The following is a 20,839-nucleotide window of genomic DNA, read 5'->3' as shown; positions in this document are numbered from 1 at the left end:
TCTCCACTGACGCCTCGGTATAAGGCGTCCCGACCATCGGAAGACAATGAAAACCTCTATCGAAACAAAACATCACATTTTGCTTCCGCTGCTACACTGGTTGCTTGATCCCAGGCATTGATAGAGGCTGAGCCATCAGCCACTCATTCCACACCGGTGTCGCTACATGGTTTCCCGTCACGGTCCGGAAAGACATGTGCTGGACCTGTTACAGTTAGCGTAACGGCGTCGCCCTCCGATAAGATCGTACGGTTTGGGATGCGCAAACGCATTGCGAATGGCTCTCGGCTGCCGACCGTTATAGACACATCTGAAGTAGCGCCATTGAACTCGATGTTCGTGGCCGTTCCGTGCACGCTGTTGTTTGCGCCAGCATGACCGTTTCGCACAGTGACATCAATTTGTTCGGCCCGCACCATGATCCGCGCGTCTCCCGACCGTGTCGGACCGCCAACCGGGATATTGCCCAACGCGCATTGCGCCCAACCATCTATGATCGTTGCCTGCAGAACAATGGCCTCACCTAGAAACCGCGCCGTTTTGACATCGATCGGTCGCGAATATACCTCACGGGGCGATCCCACCTGGGCAAAGCGACCACCCTCCATAACAGCCACCTGATCAGCGAAAGCCAGTGCCTCAGCCTGATCGTGGGTGACGAGGATGGTCGTAATGCCAGCCGCCGCCAGCACTTGAGCGACCGCGCGCCGTGTTGTCACGCGCAAGCTTGTGTCGAGCGCGGAAAACGGTTCATCCAGAAGTATCAGTCGCGGCTTTCGCGCCAATGCCCTCGCCAACGCAACGCGTTGCTGCTGGCCACCTGAGAGCTGATCGGGCTTGCGGATGAGCATTGACCGCTCTAGCCCGACCATATCGATAAGCTCCAAGATCAGCGCCTCGCGTCCGGGCATGTGGCGCTCAAGTCCAAAGCCAATGTTCTCGCTCACCGATAAATGCGGGAACAAATTTCCGTCCTGGGCGACAAGACCGATACCACGCTTATGTGCTGGGACTTGAACATGCCTGTCCGCGAGCAGACCGCCATCAAAGACTATGCTGCCGTCATCCGGCACGTCAAAACCGGCGATCATTCTGAGCAATGTGGTCTTGCCGCAACCCGAGGGCCCGACGATTGCGGTACGCGTTCCCATCTCGACATGCAGATCGACACCGTCCAACGCCGCAACGCTTCCAAAAGATTTGCGCAGGTCTTTTATCTCGATCAATGTCATCGTCCTGAGATTTTTCTTGATTGGTGATGCAGAAGCCACGTCATAGGCAGCGAAAACAGCACCATAAGCACTGCATAAGGCGCCGCCGCCGCATAATCTATCTCACTGGTCAGTGCCCAAAATGCCATCGCCAGCGTGCGTGTACCGTTAGGCGCAAGCATTTGCGTCGCTGTCAGTTCGTTGAGGATTCCGAGCGAAGCAAGCGCCATGCCCGCTGCCGCTCCAGGGGCGGCAAGCCTGACGGTTGTGGACCATAAGGCGCGAAATGGCGAGCGCCCGAGACTCGCTGCCGCCTGTTCTAGTTCGACCGGCACTTGCGCAATGCTTGTTCTGAGACTCACCAAAGCACGTGGCAAAAACATAATGATATAGGCGATCGCGATGGTCGCCACCGTTTGGTAAAGCGGCAAAGCCACACGCACGGTGACCGTAACAAGCGCAAGCGCGACGACAACGCCCGGCATAGCGCTCGAAAGATAATAACAGCTTTCCAAGAAACGGCTCGCCCGCGTTGGTCGGCGAACGGATAGCCAGGCGATCGGCAACGCAGCGACTGTGGTAGCCAGTCCCCCCACCACACAAATGCCGAGAGTTTGGGTAAGAGCCAACCCGATTTCGTTCCCCTGCCAGATCGCCGTGCCGCCAGCCAGAAGCCACCGTCCCAACGTCCACGCCGGAATGCCAAGTGCGAACACCGCAGTGATGACGGGCAAAAGCAGGACCGGATAACGCCAACGTCCAAGTCGCTTCACCCCGGCGTGCCGGGCCACCCCTGAGCCAAGCCGTGCGTATCGTCTGCGACCGCGCAATAGTGCTTCTAACCCTAGCAAGGCGAAACAGCAAAGGACGAGAACAACCGCCAGCATATTGGCCGCAACACCGTTGTAGGTGGACTGAAATTGCTCAACGATGGCGGTGGTGAATGTGTCGAAACGGATCATGGCAAAAAGCCCGTACTCGGCCAAGAGATGCAACGCAATCAGCAGTCCGCCACCGCACAAAGCAAGCCGCAACTGGGGCAAAACCACGCGAAAAAATACGGCAACAGGGGAAAACCCAAGAGCCGACGCCTGATCTTCCAATGCTGGATCCAACAGTCGAAAAGCGGCAGATACCGGCAGATAAAGAAAGGGAAAATACGCCACGACCGAGATCGCGATGCCGGCCTGCAGACCGTGCAGGCCGGGCCACAGGCCAATCCACGCATAGGAGTGTACGAAAGCAGGCACCGCGAGGGGAGTGATGGACAACCATGCCCAAAACCGCCGGGCGGGCATATCACTGCGTTCTGTCAGCCATGCCAATGCGACCGCCAGAACGCTACACAGGGGTACGGTGAAGACGATCAAGAGAATGGTGTTGAGAAGAAGTTCGCCGACCCGGGGCCGCCAAATGAGTCGAGAAGCCGTCTCCATTCCCGTCTGGATCGTCGCCCACATCACGAAACCGAGCGGCACGAGGGAAAGCAAGGCCATAACCGTAGCGCTCGCAAGAACCCACGAAGGGGCACCGAGGATACGCCTGCGTCGGGGGACGGCGAGCCCGCTAGGTGAAATGACAACCATCATGCGTCCAGGAAATGGCGAGACACCGCAGGCAAAACCTGCGGTGCTCCAAAGTTGCAACCTTAAAAGCTTAAAGAATGCCAGCCGCGGTCAGCATGTCGGTGACTTTGGCATTGTTGAGTTGGGATGGCTCAACTTTTGGCGCATCGAGGTCCGCGAGCGGCACCAGCGCCTTGTTTGAGGCTTCACCCTTGCCAACGGCATATTCAAACGAGGTGCCGTCACGCAGAACCTGCTGGCCACCTTTGCCGCTCACCCACTTGAGGAAGGCCTGCGCCTGTTCCTTATGCTTCGACGCAGCAAGCACACCGCCACCGGAAATGCTGACGAACGCGCCGGGATCCTTATGTTTGAAATAATGCAGTGCGACGTTCTTGCTGTTCTCACCAGTTTTCGCCTGATCACCGAAGTAATAATAGTGATAGATCACCGCGCCTGGAATCTCGCCCGCATTGACAGCCTTCATCGCCGTCGAATTGCCCTTATAGGCAGTGAAGTTCGTCTTCATGCCCTTCAGCCACTCCGCAGTTTCTGTTTCGCCCTTCAGCTGAAGCAACGCGCCGACAATAGCTTGGAAATCCGCTCCGGATGGCGATGCTGCCCAGCGGCCCTTCCACTCGGGCTTTGCAAGATCGAGCATCGATTTCGGCAACTGGTCTTCGGTAAGCTTGGTTTTGTCATAGGCAAAAACTGTGGAGCGTGCTGCGATACCGATCCAGTGGCCATTCGCAGGGCGGAATTCAGCAGGGACCTGCTCTAGCGTCGCCTGATCCACCGGTTCGAATAGAGACTTGCTATCGACCAGCGCCATTGCCGGGGAATTTTCGGTGAGGAACACATCTGCTGGCGAATTCGCGCCTTCCTGAACGATCTGGTTTGCAAACTCCATGTCGCTGCCCTTGCGAACGGTCACAGGAATACCCGTCTCCTTCGTGAAGGCATCGGCCCACTCCTTGGTGAGACCTTCATGCTGCGCGTTGTAAATGACGATACCGTCCTCAGCTGCGACGGGTCCAACAAAACCTGCTGCGGTCAGCAAGGCGGCAATAGCGATAGAAGTGCCGAATCTCATGTCTATCCCATTCTTCTGTTTGGCAGCCAGTTTGAAGCCTGCCTCGGGTTCCAGTTTTTGAATACCGTCGCACACTTTGCACGACGAAAACTATTCACTAAAACTCCACTTATATTGCCTGAGAATGGATATCCATGCGGACTAAAGTCCGTATTGCGAGGCAACCGCTATTCGCGTCGCTCAATCTTTCGAGTGCGCGTCCCGCCAGTATTTAGCCGCTTCCGTGCGGTTGCGCGCATGGAGCTTGCGCAGGACACGCGTCATGACATGCTTGATGGATTTCTCCTGCAAATTCAACAGGCGAGCCACCTCCTTGTTACTGTTGCCATCCGCCACCAAAACGAGAATCTGCTCCTCCCTTGCGGTTAGGTCGGACATTGCATGCCGGTCGTGTGTTTCGTGTCTGGATGGCGTTTTTACTCTGCCGCCGTCGAAAGACCTCGACATCCGCGAAGCCAAGGGTGGAGAGACATATGTCTTGCCCTCGAACACGTCCCTCATGATCCTTACCAATTCCGATGACTCGACGCCCTTAAGCACATAGGCGCGCGCGCCTGCCTCAATTGCTTCGACTATATCCCCCTGCTGTTCGGACGCGGTCAGGACGACGATAATGGCTTTCGCATCCTCGGCGAGGATGGCGGAGATTGCGGTGTGGCCACCGCCGGGCATGGAGAGATCGAGCAGAACGATGTCGGGCCTGTGTTGGATAAAGAGCAATAGGGCTTCATCGGAGCTGGCGCCCTCCGCGACGATTGTCATTCCGGGCTCGTCCTCAAGACTGCGGACCAAGCCCATTCGAAAAATGGGGTGATCGTCGATGATGACAATGTTCAACTTTCTTTCGTTCATCGTTTCTCCCGCATCTTCAGCCTCATATGGACCGACGCCCCACCTTCCGGCTGCATGTGGACCTCCATAGTACCACCGAGGCTTGCGACGCGCTCCCTTAGACCCACGAGTCCGAGCCCAACTGTCGAAGCGTCGGGAGAAAAACCGATGCCATCATCCTTGACCGTAATCGCCGTATAACCGTCCTTCTGGCGCGTGATGACGTCGACGCGAGAGGCTTGGGCATGCCGTGCGGCGTTGCTCAATGTTTCCTGAAGGAAACGGTATATGCAGATCTTCTCTGCAACCGATTGGACATCGATGCGGGCCAGATCGGCCTTGACGTGACTTCCAGAATAGAACTCGTGAGATTGGATTGCGCGCTTCACGACCTCGTCTGCGGAGAGCTCCTCCAGCTCCGGCAAACGCAAGCCTCGGCAAATGTTTCTGATCTCTTGTAATGCGTCGGCGACTGCCCGCTGGATCAGACTGTGATCATCTTCCCGGGCTTTCCCCTGCTCGATTGCTTTGAGCCGCATGGTGGCAAAGCCAAGCATCTGCGCAGGCCCGTCATGGAGCTCGGCTGAAATGCGGCGCAGATAACGCTCATTCAGCGTGGCGGCATTTTGCGATGCAGCGTCAATGTGCTGGCGCAAAGCAATGTTTGCGGTCACCATATTGGCAAGCTCTTCCACCTGATCGTCCAAGGCACGCTTCTGGCGTTCGATTTGCACGCTGCCGCGGGCGACAATACCGTAAAGAAGCATGAGCATGCAGATCGTGACAGCAGCCACGACAAGCCAACTTTGGAAGAGAACCTTTTGAAGTTCAGCAAGGATGTCGGCGGAGAATTCGTAAAGTTCCGCCACCCCTATGATCTTGCCCGTTCCAGTCTCATGGATCGGGCTGTAAACTTCGATCAATGGATACCCGCTTTTCCGCTCCAGCGAATGTTCCTGCCCGTTTAGCGTGGTGAAGGATGCATCCACCTGCCCTGCCAAGGCTGCCTTCAGCCCTTGTCCAGGGGCAAAATGCTGACCGATCAAATTTGGATCGCTGCTGAAAACGACTGTCCCGTCAGGCCGCCAGATTTTGAACGAAAAGAGTTCCTTTGCCAAAGGCCCCTTCTGGATCATGTCGAGAAGACGGCGCTGCGACTGCTCGCTGAGAACACTCGATTGGCCCAACTCCTGTACCAGCGGCGAAACGATGCTGTCCACGAAGAGAGCGGTCTCTCCCGCCCTCTCTTGAACAAGGGCAGTCTCGATGTGGGATGTGACCCATAAGCCAATCGTGAGCATCCCACCCGTAACCACGAGCAATCCCATAATTATAAACTGGCGCGCTAGTGTCAGTTGTGGTGGGAGGTGAAAAGCGATGTTGCGAACATGAAATGTCAAATCTAGTAGGCTTCGCCTCTTAGAAGAAGTTCGCATCGTCTTTTTCCGCGTCTACGAGACTGCCCGCCCCCCGTAAAATAGGAGAAATTGGTAAACATAGGGCGCGGGTACTGTAGGGTGCCGCAAAGCGATGATCAACCGGATCCGTCCATATGGATCGAACAGCGTATTAGTCTACGTTAATTTCAAATCCGCTGGAAGATGGCGGTCGGTGACGTGTGGCCGGATTTTGGGCGAGCGGGAGCTGGAATTTTCCGGGGTTATGGGGCAGCTCTACGGGGGCCGATGGGCCGTTCATGATGCCGCGCTCCAAGAATAGTTCCTCAACCAACCGCGGTCAGCGAAAAGAAATACATCTACACTGCTTGAGTAATGATCTGCGGTGCGAAACGGTGGTTCTTATAGCTGACGCTCGTTGAATGCATAACCGAGCGATGAGCCATCAACCGTTCAGCCATCAACAACGTGACAACGTACCGCCACCATTCGCAATTTGTACTTCATTCTTGAACCCAACCATGCCCTCAAGGATTTGGCAAACCGCTGAATAGTTGCATGCAACCACCTGCTTCGTGTCTTTCATGTATCAGGCCGACTGCGATTCATCGTGCGGCCGGGCATTGACCTCGACAGCTGCGCCCTGGAGGGGCGGCAAGTTTTGCTCGAAATTCGTCAATCCTCATATTGTCCAAATTGGATATCTTGCGGCTAGAAGATTAAAAATAGTGCGATACTATTAGTCGCATAAAAAATAATCATATTCATTTTCAAGCCTGACGTGTCCAACCTTTTCTTGTGATCGGTTTTCCGGCTGAGTGGAAGGTATCGCTTCACGCAGGAGCTATTCGGATTTCCCTCACTCTTATCAGGAGTCGCTTGATGTTTGGCTTTTCCTTCTCTCTTGCCAAAATGACCGCCGTCGTCGCCGTGGTAAACCTTTCGATTGCAATGCCGGCGGTCGCCGAGACGATCCGCATAGGACTGGGCGTCGATCCCGCTCACGGCGAGTATTTCGTTGCGGCCGAGCGTGGACTGTTCAAGAAGGCTGGACTGGATGTGGAGCTTGTGCGGTTCACGCAGGGTGGTGAAGGCGTCGATGCCGCGTTGACAGGGCTCGTCAATATTACCAGCGCTGCCGATATGACCACCATGATCCGCATGGCGCGTGGACCTCTGAAGCCTTTGGCCATCGGCCAGCGATCCATCAATTCCATCAAACTCACCGTGTCATCCAAGGTGCAGTCCATCAACGATATCAAGAAATTCGGAATCGTGGCCGGGTCAGTCAGCGAATACGCCGCACGCGCCGCCCTTAAGAAATTTGGCGTCGACGCTACGGGCGTAACGTTCGTTCGCTCCGGCCCGCCAGAATTGCCAGCGTTGCTGGCGCGTGGTGACATAGACGGTTACTTTGTCTGGGAGCCTCTTGCCAGCTTGGGGGTCCAGCAGGGCGGCAAGATTTTGATGACCAGCGTGGACGCTGGCTATCAATCCCATATGTGGATCACTGCCAACGCCGCATGGTACGAGACCCACAAGGACGAGGCAAATCGCTTGGTGGAGGTATTGTCGGAGGCGGCAAAGATCATCGCCGCCGATCCAGAGGCTGCAGCCAAGGATATCAATGCGCAGACACGCCTGCCTGTCGACCAGACCGCGACCACGTTGAAGATGTATGACTGGTCCGTCCGGAAATTCACCCCGCAGGACATTGAGGGCTACAAGAATATCACCACTTTTCTTGCCGAAAACAAAATGACAGACAAGCTACTCGATGTCGCCGCTGCCGTCCCCGTCGATACGTCCGGGACGAAGTGAGATGCACGGCGCCTCAATCCTCATCGAGCACCTCGATATCGACGTACCCGGCCGTAAAATCGTCGCGGACATCAATCTCTCGATAAAGGCCGGTGAATTTATTTGCCTTCTTGGACCCTCCGGCTGCGGCAAGTCGACGATCCTCAATGCGGTTGCTGGCTTTATCGACGTCATTGGCCGTCTTGAGGTCGGCGGCAAAAAGGTATCCGGCCCCGGCCCCGACCGCGGCGTCGTCTTTCAGAGCACGGAGGCGCTGTTTCCGTGGCTGACGGTGGAAGAGAATGTCGAGTACGGCCTTCGACTGAAAGGCGTGCCGAAGAGTGACCGTCGCAGGACGGCAGACCGCTTTCTTCGCCTGGTCGGACTATCCCATGCGGCCAAGCAGTTCCCCTCACAATTGTCCGGCGGTATGCGCCAGCGGGTGCAGATTGCCCGTGTCCTGGCCAATGAACCGCAGGTCGTTCTGATGGACGAGCCTTTCGGAGCGCTTGATGCGCAGACGCGCGAAGTCTTGCAGCGGGAAGTCCAGCGTATCTGGAACGCGACGAGAACCACATTTGTTTTCGTCACCCACGATATTTCCGAAGCGGTTCTTCTCGCCGACCGAGTCGTAACGATGACCGCGGGCCCGGCAGCCGGCATCAAAAGCATAACGCCCGTCGCACTCGCCCACCCCCGTGACCTGACAGATCCCGAATGCGTGCAACTTCAACGCGACTTGCGCAACACCATAGCCAACGAGGTGGATCGCGCCATGGGCAACGAAACCGCTGGAGAACGGGCTGCATGAGTATCGACAACAGCGCCTCCATTCAGACGCACCGGAGCGGAACCGTTAGCCAAATAGTGCGCCGCCTGCTTCGATCGCTTGTCAGTCGATATGGTGCGTTCGCAGCCTCGATTGCAGGCGGTGTCATCCTCTGGCAGATCGCAAGCACCTTCAGTTCACCACTCTTCCTTCCCTCGCCACTGGCGACGGCGGAAGCGTTGATGTCCCTTTGGAGCGACGGAACGCTGCCGGCCTCGATCGTAGTTTCCGCCAGGCGCATCTTCATAGGCTGGATCACAGGCGTTATCGTCGGCGTGCCAATCGGCATGTTGATGGGGTATTTCAAGGTCATACGCCAGGTTTTCGACCCTTACATCGAGTTTTTCCGCTTCGTGCCGCCCACGGCCTTCGTCACCCTTGCGGTGATATGGCTGGGCCCAGGGGAGGCATCGAAGATCGCGCTGATCTTCTACGCGACCGTCTTTGCCGTAACGATGAACACGCTTGCCGGGACGCTTGCGACCTCGGAGCTTCGCCTGCGTGCCGCAGCCTCCCTCGGTGCAGGTCCTCTTGCAACACTCACGACCATCATTGTCCCCTCCGCCATACCTTACATCTTCACCGGGGCGCGCATCGCCATGGGCAATTCCTTCCTGACCATCATCGTTGCCGAGATCGTGGCCGCTCAGGAGGGCCTCGGTGCCCTGATCTGGAACGCACGCAACTATGCGCGTACGGACTGGGTGTTCGCGGGCATCATCGTCCTGGGGCTGCTCGGTTTTGTATTCGACCGCATTCTGAGGGTGGTAGCGGTCCGGACACTCAAGCGGTACGGCGTTGCGGCCTGACACGCCCTGATCGCTCGCTGTGACGCGGCCCGGAAAACAATGGGCGTCAGCCTACCTCGATAAAGATGGACGGAAATTTCTGCCCATTTTATGATCGAAAATTTTCTTGCCTAAAGAGTACTCAGCAAATTATGGTAATATTCACGCAAAAACGTGGAGGGACCGATATGACACGACCACTCTCCATTGCCATTCACGGCGCAGGCGCCGTCGGGTCTGCGCTCGCCGCCCGCCTAATGGCAGCAGATCTACCGCCAGAGGTGTCGGTAACACTCATCGCCCGAGGCACCCGCTTGGGACAGTTGCGTAAAACGGGCTTTCGCTGACGGATTTGACGGGGCGGATCGATGTGTTTCCGGTCGCCGTCGCCGAGCGCGCGATCCGACCGGTCGATATCTTATTTCTTTGCGTCAAGGGTCATGCCATCGCCGATGCGCTGACGGAAGACCTGCCATATGTCACGGCAGAAACTGTGGTCATTCCGCTCGTCAATGGTATCCCCTGGTGGTACTTCGCCGACACGGCGCAGCCACGCGCCGTATCCGCCGTCGATCCGGACGGGCGTCTGCTGAGCATGCTGGACTCCCGGCAGATCCTCGGCTGCGTGGTTTACATGACCGCCGAATTGGACGCCGAGGGAATGGTTACGGCGCATAGCCCGCACCAACTGGTTATCGGGCCAGCCACAGGCCCCATCACGGACACACACAAGCGTGTCGCCGCACTCCTTGAATGTGCAGGGGTGAAGACGACGCTAACCCCCACCATTCGGGAAACTATCTGGCAAAAGTTGACACTCAACCTCGCCACCAACCCACTTTCCGCGCTCACCGGCGCGTCGGTTGCCCAGATATCGCAAGATCCAGCCTTAATGAGTGTCGCCCGGGCGATTGCGGATGAAGTGAAAGTGACGGCGCATGCGTGGGGCGCGGAGGTCCCCGGCTACGAAGAGTTTCGTACCAAACTGCGTCTGGCCGGCGATTTTCCGACATCCATGCTTCAGGACGCCCGCGCTGGCAGACCTCTGGAAACCGGCTCGATCTGTCAGGCGCCTCTCGATCTAGCCGCAGAAGCCGGCGTGGCAATGCCACTTACCCGCAATATCGTCCATCTGCTGCGACATGTAGCGCCTGGCTGCCACTCTTCACAGACGTTAGGAGAACCGCATGAACGCCCCCTTTCCCGAATTGCTTAACGGCAAGACCGAAGCTGAACTGCGCGTGCAACTTGCCGACTTCTACCACCTGGTCAGCTATCTCGGCTGGACCGAACTTATCTTCAACCATATTTCGGTCAGAATACCCGGACCGGATCACGTTTACCTCGTCAATCCTTTCGGGCTTCACTATGACGAGGTGACGCCGGACAATCTCGTCAAGGTCGGCGTGGACGGCAAACTCGTTGAGGATAACGACTATAAGGCCAATCCCGCTGGATTTGCGTTGCATGGCGTGATTCACCAACATCGCCCGGATGTCGGTTGTGTCGCACATACGCACACCACGCCTATATCGGCAATTACGCTGAAGGAAAGCGGCTTCGAACACGACAGTTTTTATGGCGCCCAGCTCTACGGACGCGTCGCCTATCATGCATTCGAGGGCATCACGCTCTACGATGATGAACGGGAACGCATGCTGGCCAGCCTTGGCGATAAAAATGTTCTGGTGCTGCGCAATCACGGCATTGCGGTGGCAGAGGCCGACATTCCCACGACCTTCATGTTGCTCTGGACCGTTCAGCGTGCAGCAGAGATCCAATGCGCAGCCAACGCGCTGCCTGGCGCGAACACATCCCTGCCCCCGGCCATCATGGAAAAATGCGCAACGGATGCGCAGCGTTTGATCGAAAAGGCAAGCTTTGCCCAGTTGCTGTTCGACGCCATGGTCCGAAAGATGAAACGCGACCGTCCGGCGCACTGACGGCATCGCATTTGTCGTACTTTAACCGTGCCGGACATCTTCGGTGCGACAGGCTCTCCGCGCCGTTGAAAAACTATTTAAGTGTCTGAAAATAAACAATAAATTCTAGATTCGAAATTGACTCGGTCCGGATTTACAGTAACATTCACGTAAATTGAAGAAAGCTGGACATCATGCAAGACGCTCCGCGACCATTAGCGACACCCGCCGAAGCAAGCCGCCCGCAGGGCTTCGCCATCACCGTCCCGTTGGATCTCGGTGGGACTGGACCGACAGTTGTGGTGAAGGAATGTATCGCGATTGCCGGCCACCCGACGAGGAGCGGTTCCGAAGCGCTTGCCGGGGCGCCTATTTCCTCCGATCATGCAGCCGTGGTGCTCTCGGTTCTGGAGGCGGGTTGCCGCATTGTCGGACGCGCCAACATGCATGAACTTGCCTTCGGCATGACAGGCGTGAACCGCTACCTCGGCACGCCGATCAACCCCCGATGGCCGGACAGGATACCCGGCGGATCGTCTTCCGGTTCGGCCGTGGCCGTCGCCGCAGGTCTTTGCGATTTTGCAATCGGCACCGATACCGGAGGCTCGATCCGTCAACCCGCCTGCTGCTGCGGGGTTTACGGCTTCAAACCCACTTTTGGCCGCGTGAGCCGAGCAGGTGCCGAGCCCGCCGAAAGCTCACTCGATTGTATCGGCCCTTTTGCAGCCAGCGCAACAATGTTGACCCGCGCCATGAGCGCGATGGACCGCACGTTCACCGCGCAACGTCTATCGCGCCCTCCCGTTCTCAAGCGCGTGAGAACGGGCATCGTGGATCCTGCTATAGAAGCGGCGATGGATGCTGCCCTCGCTGCCGCTGGACTGACGCCGGAAGACACGGAACTGGAAGGACTATCCGCCGCCTACGACGCAGCCATTACCGTTATCAATCGCGAAACAGCCAACGCATTCGGCGATCTGGCGCGCAGCGCAGCACCGATGGGAGAGGATGTCCGCAACCGAATCCTTAACGCTGCGAAAACGACGGATGAGGCGCTCGCCAACGCAGAAGCCGTGCGGGCCACTTTCACTGCTGCGGTCGATGCAGCGCTGGCTGGGGTCGATGCACTCATATTGCCGGCCATGCCGGTCGTACCGCCGACGCTTGCCGAAGCACAGGATCCGGCAGCCGTGCTGCCGCTGACCCGGTTGATCCGGCCATTCAATCTTTCCGGCCATCCGGCGCTTACGGCGCCGCTTCTAACCGCGCAGAACCTTCCGGCAGGATTTCAACTCATTGGCGCAAAGGGAATGGACACGCTGCTGTGTGCCGTTGCCGAATGGCTTGAGGAGCGCATCGAAGGACGCAACACAGAGAAGGTGATCGAGTGATGGATCAGGTCTCTTCGCCAAATCCTGTTAAACCGGTGACGCTTGCAGCCACGCTCGATGAAATTCGCGCCCGCCGTCACGAATTCGAAGCCCTCGGCCATATCCCGCTCGACATGGTGGAAAAATTGCAGGCAATCGGCTGTTACCGCGCTTTCGTGCCGAAGGAGCTTGGCGGCGACGCCCTGAGCCCTGCCGAGTTTTGTGTCCTCATCGAGACGCTGTCCCAAGCCGACGCCTCCACAGGCTGGGTGGCAAGCTTCGGGGTCTCCGCAACCTATCTCTCCGCCCTTCCGCCGAAGACCTTTCGTGCCATCTATGCCGCCGATCCAGACAGCGTATTTGCCGGGGCCTTGTTTCCTCCGCAGCCTGCCAGGCGCATCGATGGCGGCCTGTCGGTCAGCGGACGGTGGAAATACTGCTCTGGCTGCATGGGCGCCTCGCTCATCGGAGCCGGGGTCACTCTTGCCGACGGTGCGGAGACGGCCCTGCCACGCATGGCGATCATGCCGCGCGCGGCCGTCCGCATCGAGCAGACCTGGAAAACCACCGGTCTGGCGGGCACCGGCAGCCACGATATCGTCGCTGAAGACGTCCATGTTCCTGAAGACTGGACTTTCGTGCGCGGCGGCCCGTCACGCCAGGACGCGCCCGCATTTCGCTACCCCGCCATGGCGCTCGCGGCCCAGGTGTTGGCCGTCGTTTCCCTTGGCGCGGCGCGTGAAGCACTCGATCATATACGCGCTGATGCCGGCAGAGTGTCGATCACCGGAGGCCCAACGACAGCGGCGCGCCCATGGTTGCAGGCAGACTTTGCCCGCAGCGAGGCGACGCTGAGGGCGTTGCGATCCGTCTTCTACGATACGATCGACGAGGCGTGGCAATGTCTCTTGCGTGGGGACAGCATTGACCGAGACCTGCATACGCGTCTGCGCCTCGTCGCAACCCAGGCCGCGCATGGGGGTGCGGACGTGGCGCGCGCCGCCTTCTACATGGGCGGAACCGGCGCTATCGCCAAGGGTCACATCCTGTCTCGAACCATGATGGATACCGCCGCCGTCGCCCAGCATGCCTTCATGGCTGAAGGCACCTGGACTGCGGCCGGCGCCGCATTGCTGAACCAGCCGACAATGCCGGGCTATCCTTAATCTCCGCCCCTGACCGAGAGGACATCCTATGACCGAAAAGCCGATCCGCACTCTCTTCTGCATCGCCGTGCTCCAGAATTTCTTCGATCTGCCCTCCGCCGATATCGGGGTCGTTTGGAAAGCAACCGGCAAAATGCTGTCGGGCATCGCCAACCTTCCGGGTGTCACCATTCTCGGCACCCTTGACGATGACGAAACCATGGTCGGGACCTCCCCGAACGGCTGGCCATGGACATGCTATATCCTCGCCGACTGTCCGGACCGGGAAACCGTGCGGGCGGCCTGCAATCTCTTCCGGACCATCGAAGTGGGCGAACACCGGCTGTGGAAGTACCTGCGGGTCGAAGCCCGGATGGGCCGCGTTCTGGAGATTCCCGCGCTGTGACGTCTGTTCAGGATGCAATTGCCCGTCGCCTCGGGCTTCTGGAAGCGGAGAGCGCGATCAGGGCCTGCCTGTCCGACTATATGGACATTTGCGACCGCATGGACGAGACGACGGACCTTGCCCCGCTTGGGGCCCTTTTCACCCGCGATGCGGTTTGGATGGGCGGAGGCGGACGCTACGGCAAGGACTTCGGCAGTCACGAAGGGCGCGAGGCAATCATCGCCTGGTTGTCGCGCTTTTGCACGACGCCACCGCACTTTGCCATGAATGCGCATTTCCTCGGCTCAGAGGCGATACGGGTTTTGAGCGACCGCACCGCGACAGGCCGGTGGATGATGTTACAGACGCCGACCTTCGCGAATGGCGAGAGCTACCTGATGGCAGCCCGGCTGCAGATCGGTTTTGCCTTTGAGGAGGATCGGTGGCGCATGGCGCATTTTCACACGACCAACCTCTATGCCAGACCCGTTTCCTCCTGGGACCAGAACGTGCCTATTCCGAAACCGCTGACCGCCGCCGCCCCCTTCACGGTCGCTGCCACATACAAGGAACCGTCCTGATGCTCGACATTTTGAATACCAGCCCTGACTGGTCCGGACTCGTCAAGCCCGACCACGTCGATACGCCAATGTATGAAGACCCGGCCATTTTCGATGCCGAGATGGACAAGATATTCAGTCGGACATGGGTCTGGGTGGCCCATATATCCGAAGTGCCGGACAAAGGATCATTCACGCTGAGCTATGTTGGCACCCAGCCCGTCATCGTCAGCCGGGACCGCAAGGGTGACGTCCATGTGATGGTCAATCGGTGTCGGCATCGTGCCGCAACGGTTTGCGAAATCAAACGAGGCAAGACGTCGTCGTTCCAATGCCCCTATCACGGTTGGGGATACGCGCTCGACGGCTCCTTGCGCGGCGTCCCTTACACCGAAGGCTATGCCGACGACTTCGATAAATCCAGCTACGGCCTGAAGAGGTTGAAGGTCGGCATCTATAACGGCATGATCTTCGCGAGTTTCAACATGGATGTCGAACCGCTCGAGGATTTTCTAGGAAACGCCCGAAAATGGATTGATCTTTTCATGAAGCAGGGCGGGGGCTTTCCCGTCAAAGTCAATGGTGAGCATCAATTCCGCTTCCCCGGAAACTGGAAGATCCAGCTCGAGAACACCACGGACGCCTATCACTTTCCGGTGGTGCATAAGTCATTCCTGCAGTCTCTGGACGCGGAAGCGGAAAAGCAGTTCTCATTCCTCGAGGGCGAGGGCTTCGTGGAAGATCTCGGCAACGGCCATTCAGTGATGGTGATGATGCCGGAACTGATCGATCTTGACGAAAACCTCGATGCTCCGATCCCCGAACGTTTCGAAGAGCTGGCCGAGGAGTTGCGCGCCGATTATGACGAGGCGCAAGTCCGCCGGATCGTCCGCGCCGTCGGTGGAACGGGCTTCAACCTCAACCTCTTCCCGAATGCGGCCTGCTCCTTGTCGTTCTTCCGGATCTTGCGTCCTATCTCCGTCAAGGAAACAGCCATCCGCCACATTGCCATCGGCATGGATGGCGGCCCCGAGGCGGGCAACCGCATGAGGTTGCGCATCCATGAACATTTCCAGGGGCCGATGGGTTTCGGCAGCCCCGACGACGCCGAGGTCTGGGAACGCGTCCAGCGCGGCAGTGCGGGGGGCCCTGACCTTCCCGTCATGGTCAACAGGGGCTTGGGCATTGAGAAGCAAAGCGAAAACGGTCTGCCGGTCGGCGATGTCAGCGCCGAGACCGGCATGCGCGGCGCTTACCGCCAGTGGAAAAGGATGATGCAGGGATGAATGAAATGCCAAAGATCGATCAGGTCATTCCCCTGCAGCAGGCGATTGAGTTCCTGTGGGCGGAGGCCGATATTCTTGACAAGCCGGACTATGACCGCTGGCTGCAACTGTGGAACGGAGACGGCCACTACGTCATTCCCATCGATCCGGAGACGGAGGATTTCGCCTCTACGCTCAACGTTGCCTATGACGACGCGCAGATGCGCAAGCTGAGGGTAGAGCGCTTGCAAGGCGGGTTTTCGATATCGGCAGCGCCGCCGGCGAAAACCGTTCGAACCATCTCGCGCTTCGTAACCGAACAGAATGCGCCGGGGACACTCACCATCCGGTCCGCCTTGCATCTCGTCGAAGACAAGTTCGGACGTCAGCGGGTCTTCGCGGCGAACGTCACCCACCGGCTAGTCGTGACGAATGACGGGCTGAAAATTCGTGACAAAGTCATTCGATTGCTCAACTCCGACGGGGTGCTGACATCCATCAGCTACCTTCTCTGAGCGGAGGCAAGCTCATGACCGCACCTTTACCGGATGTCATTCAGACCGCTGTGATTACCGGGGCTGCTTCCGGCGTCGGCGCCGACATCGCCCGCGCGTTGCACACGGCGGGTTTTCGCGTCGTGATCACCGATATCGATATGGAGGCTGCTGGGAAACTTGCTCTCGAACTCGACCTCGCGGGAGAGACAGCCGTTACCGCAACGCTCGATGTCAATGATCCAGCCGCATTCCAGGACGTTCTGGACAAGATCGTGGATCGATGGGGGTCTGCGGAGGTTCTGGTCAACAATGCCAGCGTTACCGTCGCAAAGCCCGTGCTGGAGATTCTGCCGGAGGAATTCAACGCCGTGCTGGCGACAAACGCCGGAGGCACCTTCGCTGGCAGCCAGGTTTTCGGGCGCCATTTCAAGCTGCGTGGCTATGGCCGCATCATCAACATGGCGTCGCTCGCCGGCCAGAATGGCGGCACCGCCACGGGAGCGCATTACGCCGCCTCGAAAGGCGCGATCCTCACCCTGACCAAAGTCTTCGCTCGAGATCTCGCACCCTTCGGCGTCACCGTCAACGCCATCGCACCCGGACCGATGGACACGCCGATGGTCCATCGGCTGATTCCCGAAGACAAGCTTGCCGGTCTGGTTGCGGGCATTCCTGTCGGCCGCATCGGTGATCCGAAGTTCGTTGCCGAACTTGTGGCGTTATTGGCCGGGCCATCGGCCGCCTTCGTCAACGGCGCATGCTGGGACATCAATGGCGGGCTTTTCATGCGATGAGACAGCTGCACCAAGATGACATTGACCATGACAGGAGAGGCCAGTGGCCAACGCCCCCTTTCAACTGAAGATCACCGACCGGCATGACGACCGCGGCAATATCATGCGGCTGACCCTGGCAGCGGCCGACGGTTCGTCGTTACCACCCTTCGATGCCGGATCGCATCTCGACATTCGCATTCAGGATCGCGCACAGGGCATCGACCTCTGGCGCCAATACTCGCTCTGTGGCGATCCTTCAGAGCACGGCGTCTATCGGCTTGGAATTCTGAACGACCCGGCGAGCCGAGGCGGCTCGCAGGCGCTACACCGGATCGCCCAGCCGGGCCTCGTAGTGGAGGCTAGCCATCCCCGCAATCATTTTCCGCTTGCACCTGATGCGCGTCGCTCCATCCTGATCGGCGGCGGCATCGGCGTCACGCCGATGATCGCGATGGCCTGGACTCTTGAAGCCAAAGGATCCGATTTCATTCTTCACTACTGTACAAGAGATCCGGAACGCACAGCCTTCCTTTCCGACTTGCAAGGCTGGAGTTTTGCCTCGAAAATCAGATGCCATCACGACAATGGCCCTGATACGCAACGCTTCGATGTGCTTCGCGACATCCCGGAACCGGATGGCGGGACGCATATCTATGTCTGCGGCCCGCAAGGCTTCATGGATATGGTGATTGACGCGGCACAGAATGCCGGCCATGCGAACGAAAACATCCACCGCGAATATTTCAGCGCCGATATCGACACCAGTGGTGGTGCCTTCGAGGTGGTTGCGCAGACCTCCGGCGTCACGGTCGAGGTCGGCGCGGACGAAACCATTGTCAAAGCCCTTGCCCGGGTGGGGGTGAAGGTGGAGGTCAAGTGCGAAGAAGGGATCTGCGGCACCTGCCTCACCGACATTATCGAGGGGCTTCCCGACCATCGCGACGCTTTTCTGACGGAGGATGAGCGGCAGGACGGAACGGTGATGATGCTGTGCTGCTCACGGGCGAAGACGTCACGTCTCGTACTGGATATCTGAGGTGCCGATGACCGACGCTCCGACTGACGCCAAATTATTCCGATCCGCCATGAGCCGGCTTGGCGCCGCTGTCAACATCATCACGACCGACGGTCCGGCGGGGCGCCACGGCATGACTGCTTCCGCCGTCTGTTCCGTCACGGACACGCCGCCGACGGTGCTTGTCTGCGTCAACCGCGACAATCGATCTCACCGGTTTTTCGTCGAGAACCGCGCGCTTTGCATCAATGTGCTGGCGGCCCGTCATCAGGCACTTTCCCTCGATTTTGCCAGGCAAACCGTTGAGGACCGTTTCGCCGGTGCCGGCTGGTCGACTTTGGTGACAGGGGCTCCCGCGCTTGAGGACGCGACCGTCGCTCTCGATTGCCGGATATCCGCGAGACAGGAGGTTGGAACGCATTCGGTGTTTTTCTGCGCGGTTCAGGCGACGCGGATATGGGACGGCGCGGCCGAGGGTTTGATCTGGTTCGACCGCCAATTTCACCCGCTTGCCGCAACAGGTTAATCGCACTCCAGCGAAAGGTTTTTACGTGGCTTCAGCCCTCGCCAAGCCGATCAAACACCCGCTTCAGAAGACTGTTCATCTGCGCAAGCTCCTCGCTGCCAATGTCGGCGAAAGAGCGCTGGAACACCGCCTCGACCAGAACGCGGGCGCGCCGAGCCTGCGCGCGTCCCTCTTCAGTCAACGTTACCTCCGTCACCCGCGCATCGGCCTTCCGGCTTCGGACAGTGACCAGCCCGTCCGTCGTCATGCGCTGGATAATTTTAGTGGTGGTGTTCAATCGGATGATGCAGAAATCCGATATCTCGGAAATACTGAGATAAGCATCCTCCGTGAGCGACGACAGGACGCGCCAACGCGGCACATCAAGACCGATCGGACGCAAGGCCTTCTCGACAGCAAGGACGTAGCGGGCATTGACGCGTGTGATCCAGTAGTACGGCCATTCGCTCTTGTGAAATGCGGGTTCAATCTGTCCAAGGGCGTCGGGATCGGTTTTTGTCTGCATGTACGCTTATGCCTTCACTTTTGGCAGATCGGATACATCACCTGCTCTCAGGGAGCAAACAATACGAACAATCCTGGGCCGAAACCGCGGTCTCAGGCTTGATTGCCATCTAGAAAACTAAAAAACGACCAACCAGAGGATCAAGAACACATGCCACACGTCACTGCCTCCTTAAAGCTAAAAGTCACCCCCCTGTCGAAACGCCTGATGATGTCGTTGATGGTCGCTACCCTCTGGGCTGGCGCCGCAGACGCCCAGATCAAAGTTGGCGTTGTCACATCCTCCACCGGGCCAATCGCGCTGGTCGGTATCCCGCAGAAGAACACTATTCCTCTGCTGCCCAAATCTGCGGCAGGCCAAACCATCGAATATATTCCGCTCGATGACGGTAGTGATCCGACGGCCGCCGTATCCGCCTTCAAGAAGCTGATCGAAGAGCAGAAAGTCGATGCCATCATTGGCCCTTCTGGTTCGCCCAGTGCCATGGGCGTCATCGCATTCGCAGCCGAGTCCGGCCTCCCGATGCTGGCGCCTGTCGGAACGGCCGCGGTCATCCTGCCAATGGACGACAAGAAGAAGTGGGTCTTCAAAACCACTCAGAACGACGATCTCGTGGCCAGGGCGCTGGTGGCGAACATGGTCAAGGCCGGCGTAAAAACGGTCGGGTTCATCGGCACCGCCGACGCGTTTGGAGACAACTGGCAGAAGGTCTTTACCGCCGAAGCCGGAAAGTTTGGCATAAAGGTCGTCGCTGCGGAGCGTTTCCAGCGCCAAGATACTTCACTCACCGCGCAGAGCCTGAAAATTCTCGCATCAGCTCCCGAGGCGGTTCTGATCGCGGCACCGGGCAGTTCGTCGGTCCTGCCACAGACAACCCTCTACGATCAGGGTTACCGCGGCAAAATCTATCAGACCCACGGTGCGGCACTTCCCGATTTTCTCAAACTGGGCGGCAAGAAGGTGGAAGGTACCATCCTGGCGGCCAGTCTCATGCTGGTCCTAGATGAAATGCCGGACTCCAATCCTTCAAAAAAGGTCGCGGTCGATTATGTCGCTGCCTATGAAAAGCTCTACGGCTCCAAACCCGCGACCTTCGGCGCCAATGTTCTCGATGCCGGACTGCTTCTCGAACGAGCGATCCCAGTCGCGCTGAAGAGCGGCGAACCGGGAACGCCAGGCTTTCGCGCCGCGCTGCGGGACGCGCTGGAGAATGTGAAGGAATTGCCCGGTGCACAAGGCATTTACAACATGACGCCAGCCGACCACAGCGGTTTCGACGAGCGAGGCCTTGAGATGATCACGGTTAAAAACGGCAACTGGGCACTGTTGAAGTAAGCCTGCCTCCTGCGTCGGGCGCTC

22 protein-coding genes are annotated in these 20,839 nt (G+C 58.3%); 16 read left to right on the top strand and 6 right to left on the bottom strand.

Translation table 11 applies throughout. From position 1 onward, the window contains the following. Nucleotides 1-143 precede the first annotated feature (143 nt). From QE435_RS05635 to QE435_RS05615, 5 genes are all read right to left on the bottom strand, one after another. Nucleotides 144-1,232, bottom strand: a complete 1,089-nt coding sequence (locus tag QE435_RS05635; protein WP_349040558.1) for an ABC transporter ATP-binding protein — start codon at nt 1,230-1,232, stop codon at nt 144-146. After that, nucleotides 1,229-2,797 carry an iron ABC transporter permease gene (locus QE435_RS05630; protein ID WP_349040557.1) on the bottom strand — a complete coding sequence of 523 codons (1,569 nt, stop codon included), beginning with the start codon at nt 2,795-2,797 and terminating at the stop codon, nt 1,229-1,231. The genes QE435_RS05635 and QE435_RS05630 overlap by 4 nt, the downstream gene beginning before the upstream one ends. A 70-nt stretch (nt 2,798-2,867) precedes the next feature. Next, a complete protein-coding gene (locus QE435_RS05625) occupies nt 2,868-3,869 on the bottom strand; it encodes an iron ABC transporter substrate-binding protein (protein WP_306928781.1) in 1,002 nt (333 codons plus the stop codon). Nucleotides 3,870-4,049: 180 nt separating this feature from the next. Further along, nucleotides 4,050-4,721: a response regulator transcription factor gene (locus QE435_RS05620; protein WP_349040556.1), complete on the bottom strand. Its 672-nt coding sequence runs from the start codon at nt 4,719-4,721 to the stop codon at nt 4,050-4,052. Beyond that, nucleotides 4,718-6,001 (bottom strand): sensor histidine kinase, encoded by a 1,284-nt coding sequence (locus QE435_RS05615; protein ID WP_349040555.1) that lies wholly within the window; start codon nt 5,999-6,001, stop codon nt 4,718-4,720. Before QE435_RS05615 ends, QE435_RS05620 begins: the two co-directional genes overlap by 4 nt. A 978-nt stretch (nt 6,002-6,979) precedes the next feature. Between QE435_RS05615 and QE435_RS05610 the strand changes: the two genes are divergently transcribed. From QE435_RS05610 to QE435_RS05540, 15 genes are all read left to right on the top strand, one after another. Then, nucleotides 6,980-7,918: an ABC transporter substrate-binding protein gene (locus QE435_RS05610; RefSeq protein WP_349040554.1), complete on the top strand. Its 939-nt coding sequence runs from the start codon at nt 6,980-6,982 to the stop codon at nt 7,916-7,918. 1 nt (nt 7,919) lies between these two features. Next, nucleotides 7,920-8,708: an ABC transporter ATP-binding protein gene (locus tag QE435_RS05605; protein ID WP_349040553.1), complete on the top strand. Its 789-nt coding sequence runs from the start codon at nt 7,920-7,922 to the stop codon at nt 8,706-8,708. Then, a complete protein-coding gene (locus tag QE435_RS05600) occupies nt 8,705-9,535 on the top strand; it encodes an ABC transporter permease (RefSeq protein ID WP_306928791.1) in 831 nt (276 codons plus the stop codon). Before QE435_RS05605 ends, QE435_RS05600 begins: the two co-directional genes overlap by 4 nt. A 167-nt stretch (nt 9,536-9,702) precedes the next feature. Further along, nucleotides 9,703-9,861: a 2-dehydropantoate 2-reductase N-terminal domain-containing protein gene (locus QE435_RS05595; RefSeq protein ID WP_349040552.1), complete on the top strand. Its 159-nt coding sequence runs from the start codon at nt 9,703-9,705 to the stop codon at nt 9,859-9,861. A 23-nt stretch (nt 9,862-9,884) separates the two neighbouring features. Beyond that, on the top strand, nt 9,885-10,730 hold the full coding sequence (locus QE435_RS05590) for a ketopantoate reductase C-terminal domain-containing protein (RefSeq protein ID WP_349040551.1): 846 nt from the start codon (nt 9,885-9,887) through the stop codon (nt 10,728-10,730). Beyond that, entirely contained in the window at nt 10,702-11,457 is a 756-nt protein-coding gene (locus QE435_RS05585) for a class II aldolase/adducin family protein (RefSeq protein WP_349040550.1), read from the top strand. The genes QE435_RS05590 and QE435_RS05585 overlap by 29 nt, the downstream gene beginning before the upstream one ends. Before the next feature lie 173 nt (nt 11,458-11,630). Beyond that, the gene (locus QE435_RS05580; RefSeq protein ID WP_349040549.1) at nt 11,631-12,827 is read left to right on the top strand and encodes an amidase; all 1,197 of its coding nucleotides are present in this window, start codon (nt 11,631-11,633) and stop codon (nt 12,825-12,827) included. Beyond that, nucleotides 12,827-13,972, top strand: coding sequence for an acyl-CoA dehydrogenase family protein (locus QE435_RS05575; RefSeq protein WP_349040548.1), 1,146 nt, complete (start codon nt 12,827-12,829; stop codon nt 13,970-13,972). The genes QE435_RS05580 and QE435_RS05575 overlap by 1 nt, the downstream gene beginning before the upstream one ends. Before the next feature lie 28 nt (nt 13,973-14,000). After that, a complete protein-coding gene (locus QE435_RS05570; RefSeq protein ID WP_306928799.1) occupies nt 14,001-14,357 on the top strand; it encodes a hypothetical protein in 357 nt (118 codons plus the stop codon). Continuing rightward, nucleotides 14,354-14,917 carry a nuclear transport factor 2 family protein gene (locus QE435_RS05565; RefSeq protein WP_306928801.1) on the top strand — a complete coding sequence of 188 codons (564 nt, stop codon included), beginning with the start codon at nt 14,354-14,356 and terminating at the stop codon, nt 14,915-14,917. Before QE435_RS05570 ends, QE435_RS05565 begins: the two co-directional genes overlap by 4 nt. Beyond that, the gene (locus QE435_RS05560) at nt 14,917-16,182 is read left to right on the top strand and encodes an aromatic ring-hydroxylating dioxygenase subunit alpha (protein ID WP_349040547.1); all 1,266 of its coding nucleotides are present in this window, start codon (nt 14,917-14,919) and stop codon (nt 16,180-16,182) included. Before QE435_RS05565 ends, QE435_RS05560 begins: the two co-directional genes overlap by 1 nt. Then, nucleotides 16,179-16,676 (top strand): aromatic-ring-hydroxylating dioxygenase subunit beta, encoded by a 498-nt coding sequence (locus tag QE435_RS05555; protein ID WP_349040546.1) that lies wholly within the window; start codon nt 16,179-16,181, stop codon nt 16,674-16,676. The genes QE435_RS05560 and QE435_RS05555 overlap by 4 nt, the downstream gene beginning before the upstream one ends. 14 nt (nt 16,677-16,690) lie before the next feature. Then, a complete protein-coding gene (locus QE435_RS05550) occupies nt 16,691-17,452 on the top strand; it encodes an SDR family oxidoreductase (RefSeq protein WP_349040545.1) in 762 nt (253 codons plus the stop codon). A gap of 43 nt (nt 17,453-17,495) precedes the next feature. Further along, complete coding sequence (locus tag QE435_RS05545; RefSeq protein WP_349040544.1) at nt 17,496-18,470, top strand: PDR/VanB family oxidoreductase; 975 nt, start codon at nt 17,496-17,498, stop codon at nt 18,468-18,470. 7 nt (nt 18,471-18,477) lie between these two features. Next, a complete protein-coding gene (locus tag QE435_RS05540) occupies nt 18,478-18,975 on the top strand; it encodes a flavin reductase (protein ID WP_306928809.1) in 498 nt (165 codons plus the stop codon). 31 nt (nt 18,976-19,006) lie between these two features. Here QE435_RS05540 and QE435_RS05535 read toward each other — a convergent pair whose 3' ends face one another. After that, the gene (locus QE435_RS05535) at nt 19,007-19,480 is read right to left on the bottom strand and encodes a MarR family transcriptional regulator (protein ID WP_306928811.1); all 474 of its coding nucleotides are present in this window, start codon (nt 19,478-19,480) and stop codon (nt 19,007-19,009) included. 150 nt (nt 19,481-19,630) lie between these two features. On the opposite strand from QE435_RS05535, the gene QE435_RS05530 reads away from it, so the two are divergent. Then, entirely contained in the window at nt 19,631-20,815 is a 1,185-nt protein-coding gene (locus QE435_RS05530; protein WP_349040543.1) for an ABC transporter substrate-binding protein, read from the top strand. Nucleotides 20,816-20,839 lie beyond the last annotated feature (24 nt).

It is taken from the genome of Agrobacterium sp. SORGH_AS 787 (assembly GCF_030819035.1).
Classification (GTDB): domain Bacteria; phylum Pseudomonadota; class Alphaproteobacteria; order Rhizobiales; family Rhizobiaceae; genus Agrobacterium; species Agrobacterium larrymoorei_B.
Note: the sequence above shows the minus strand (reverse complement) of the source record. Positions and strands in the feature narration are given on the sequence as shown.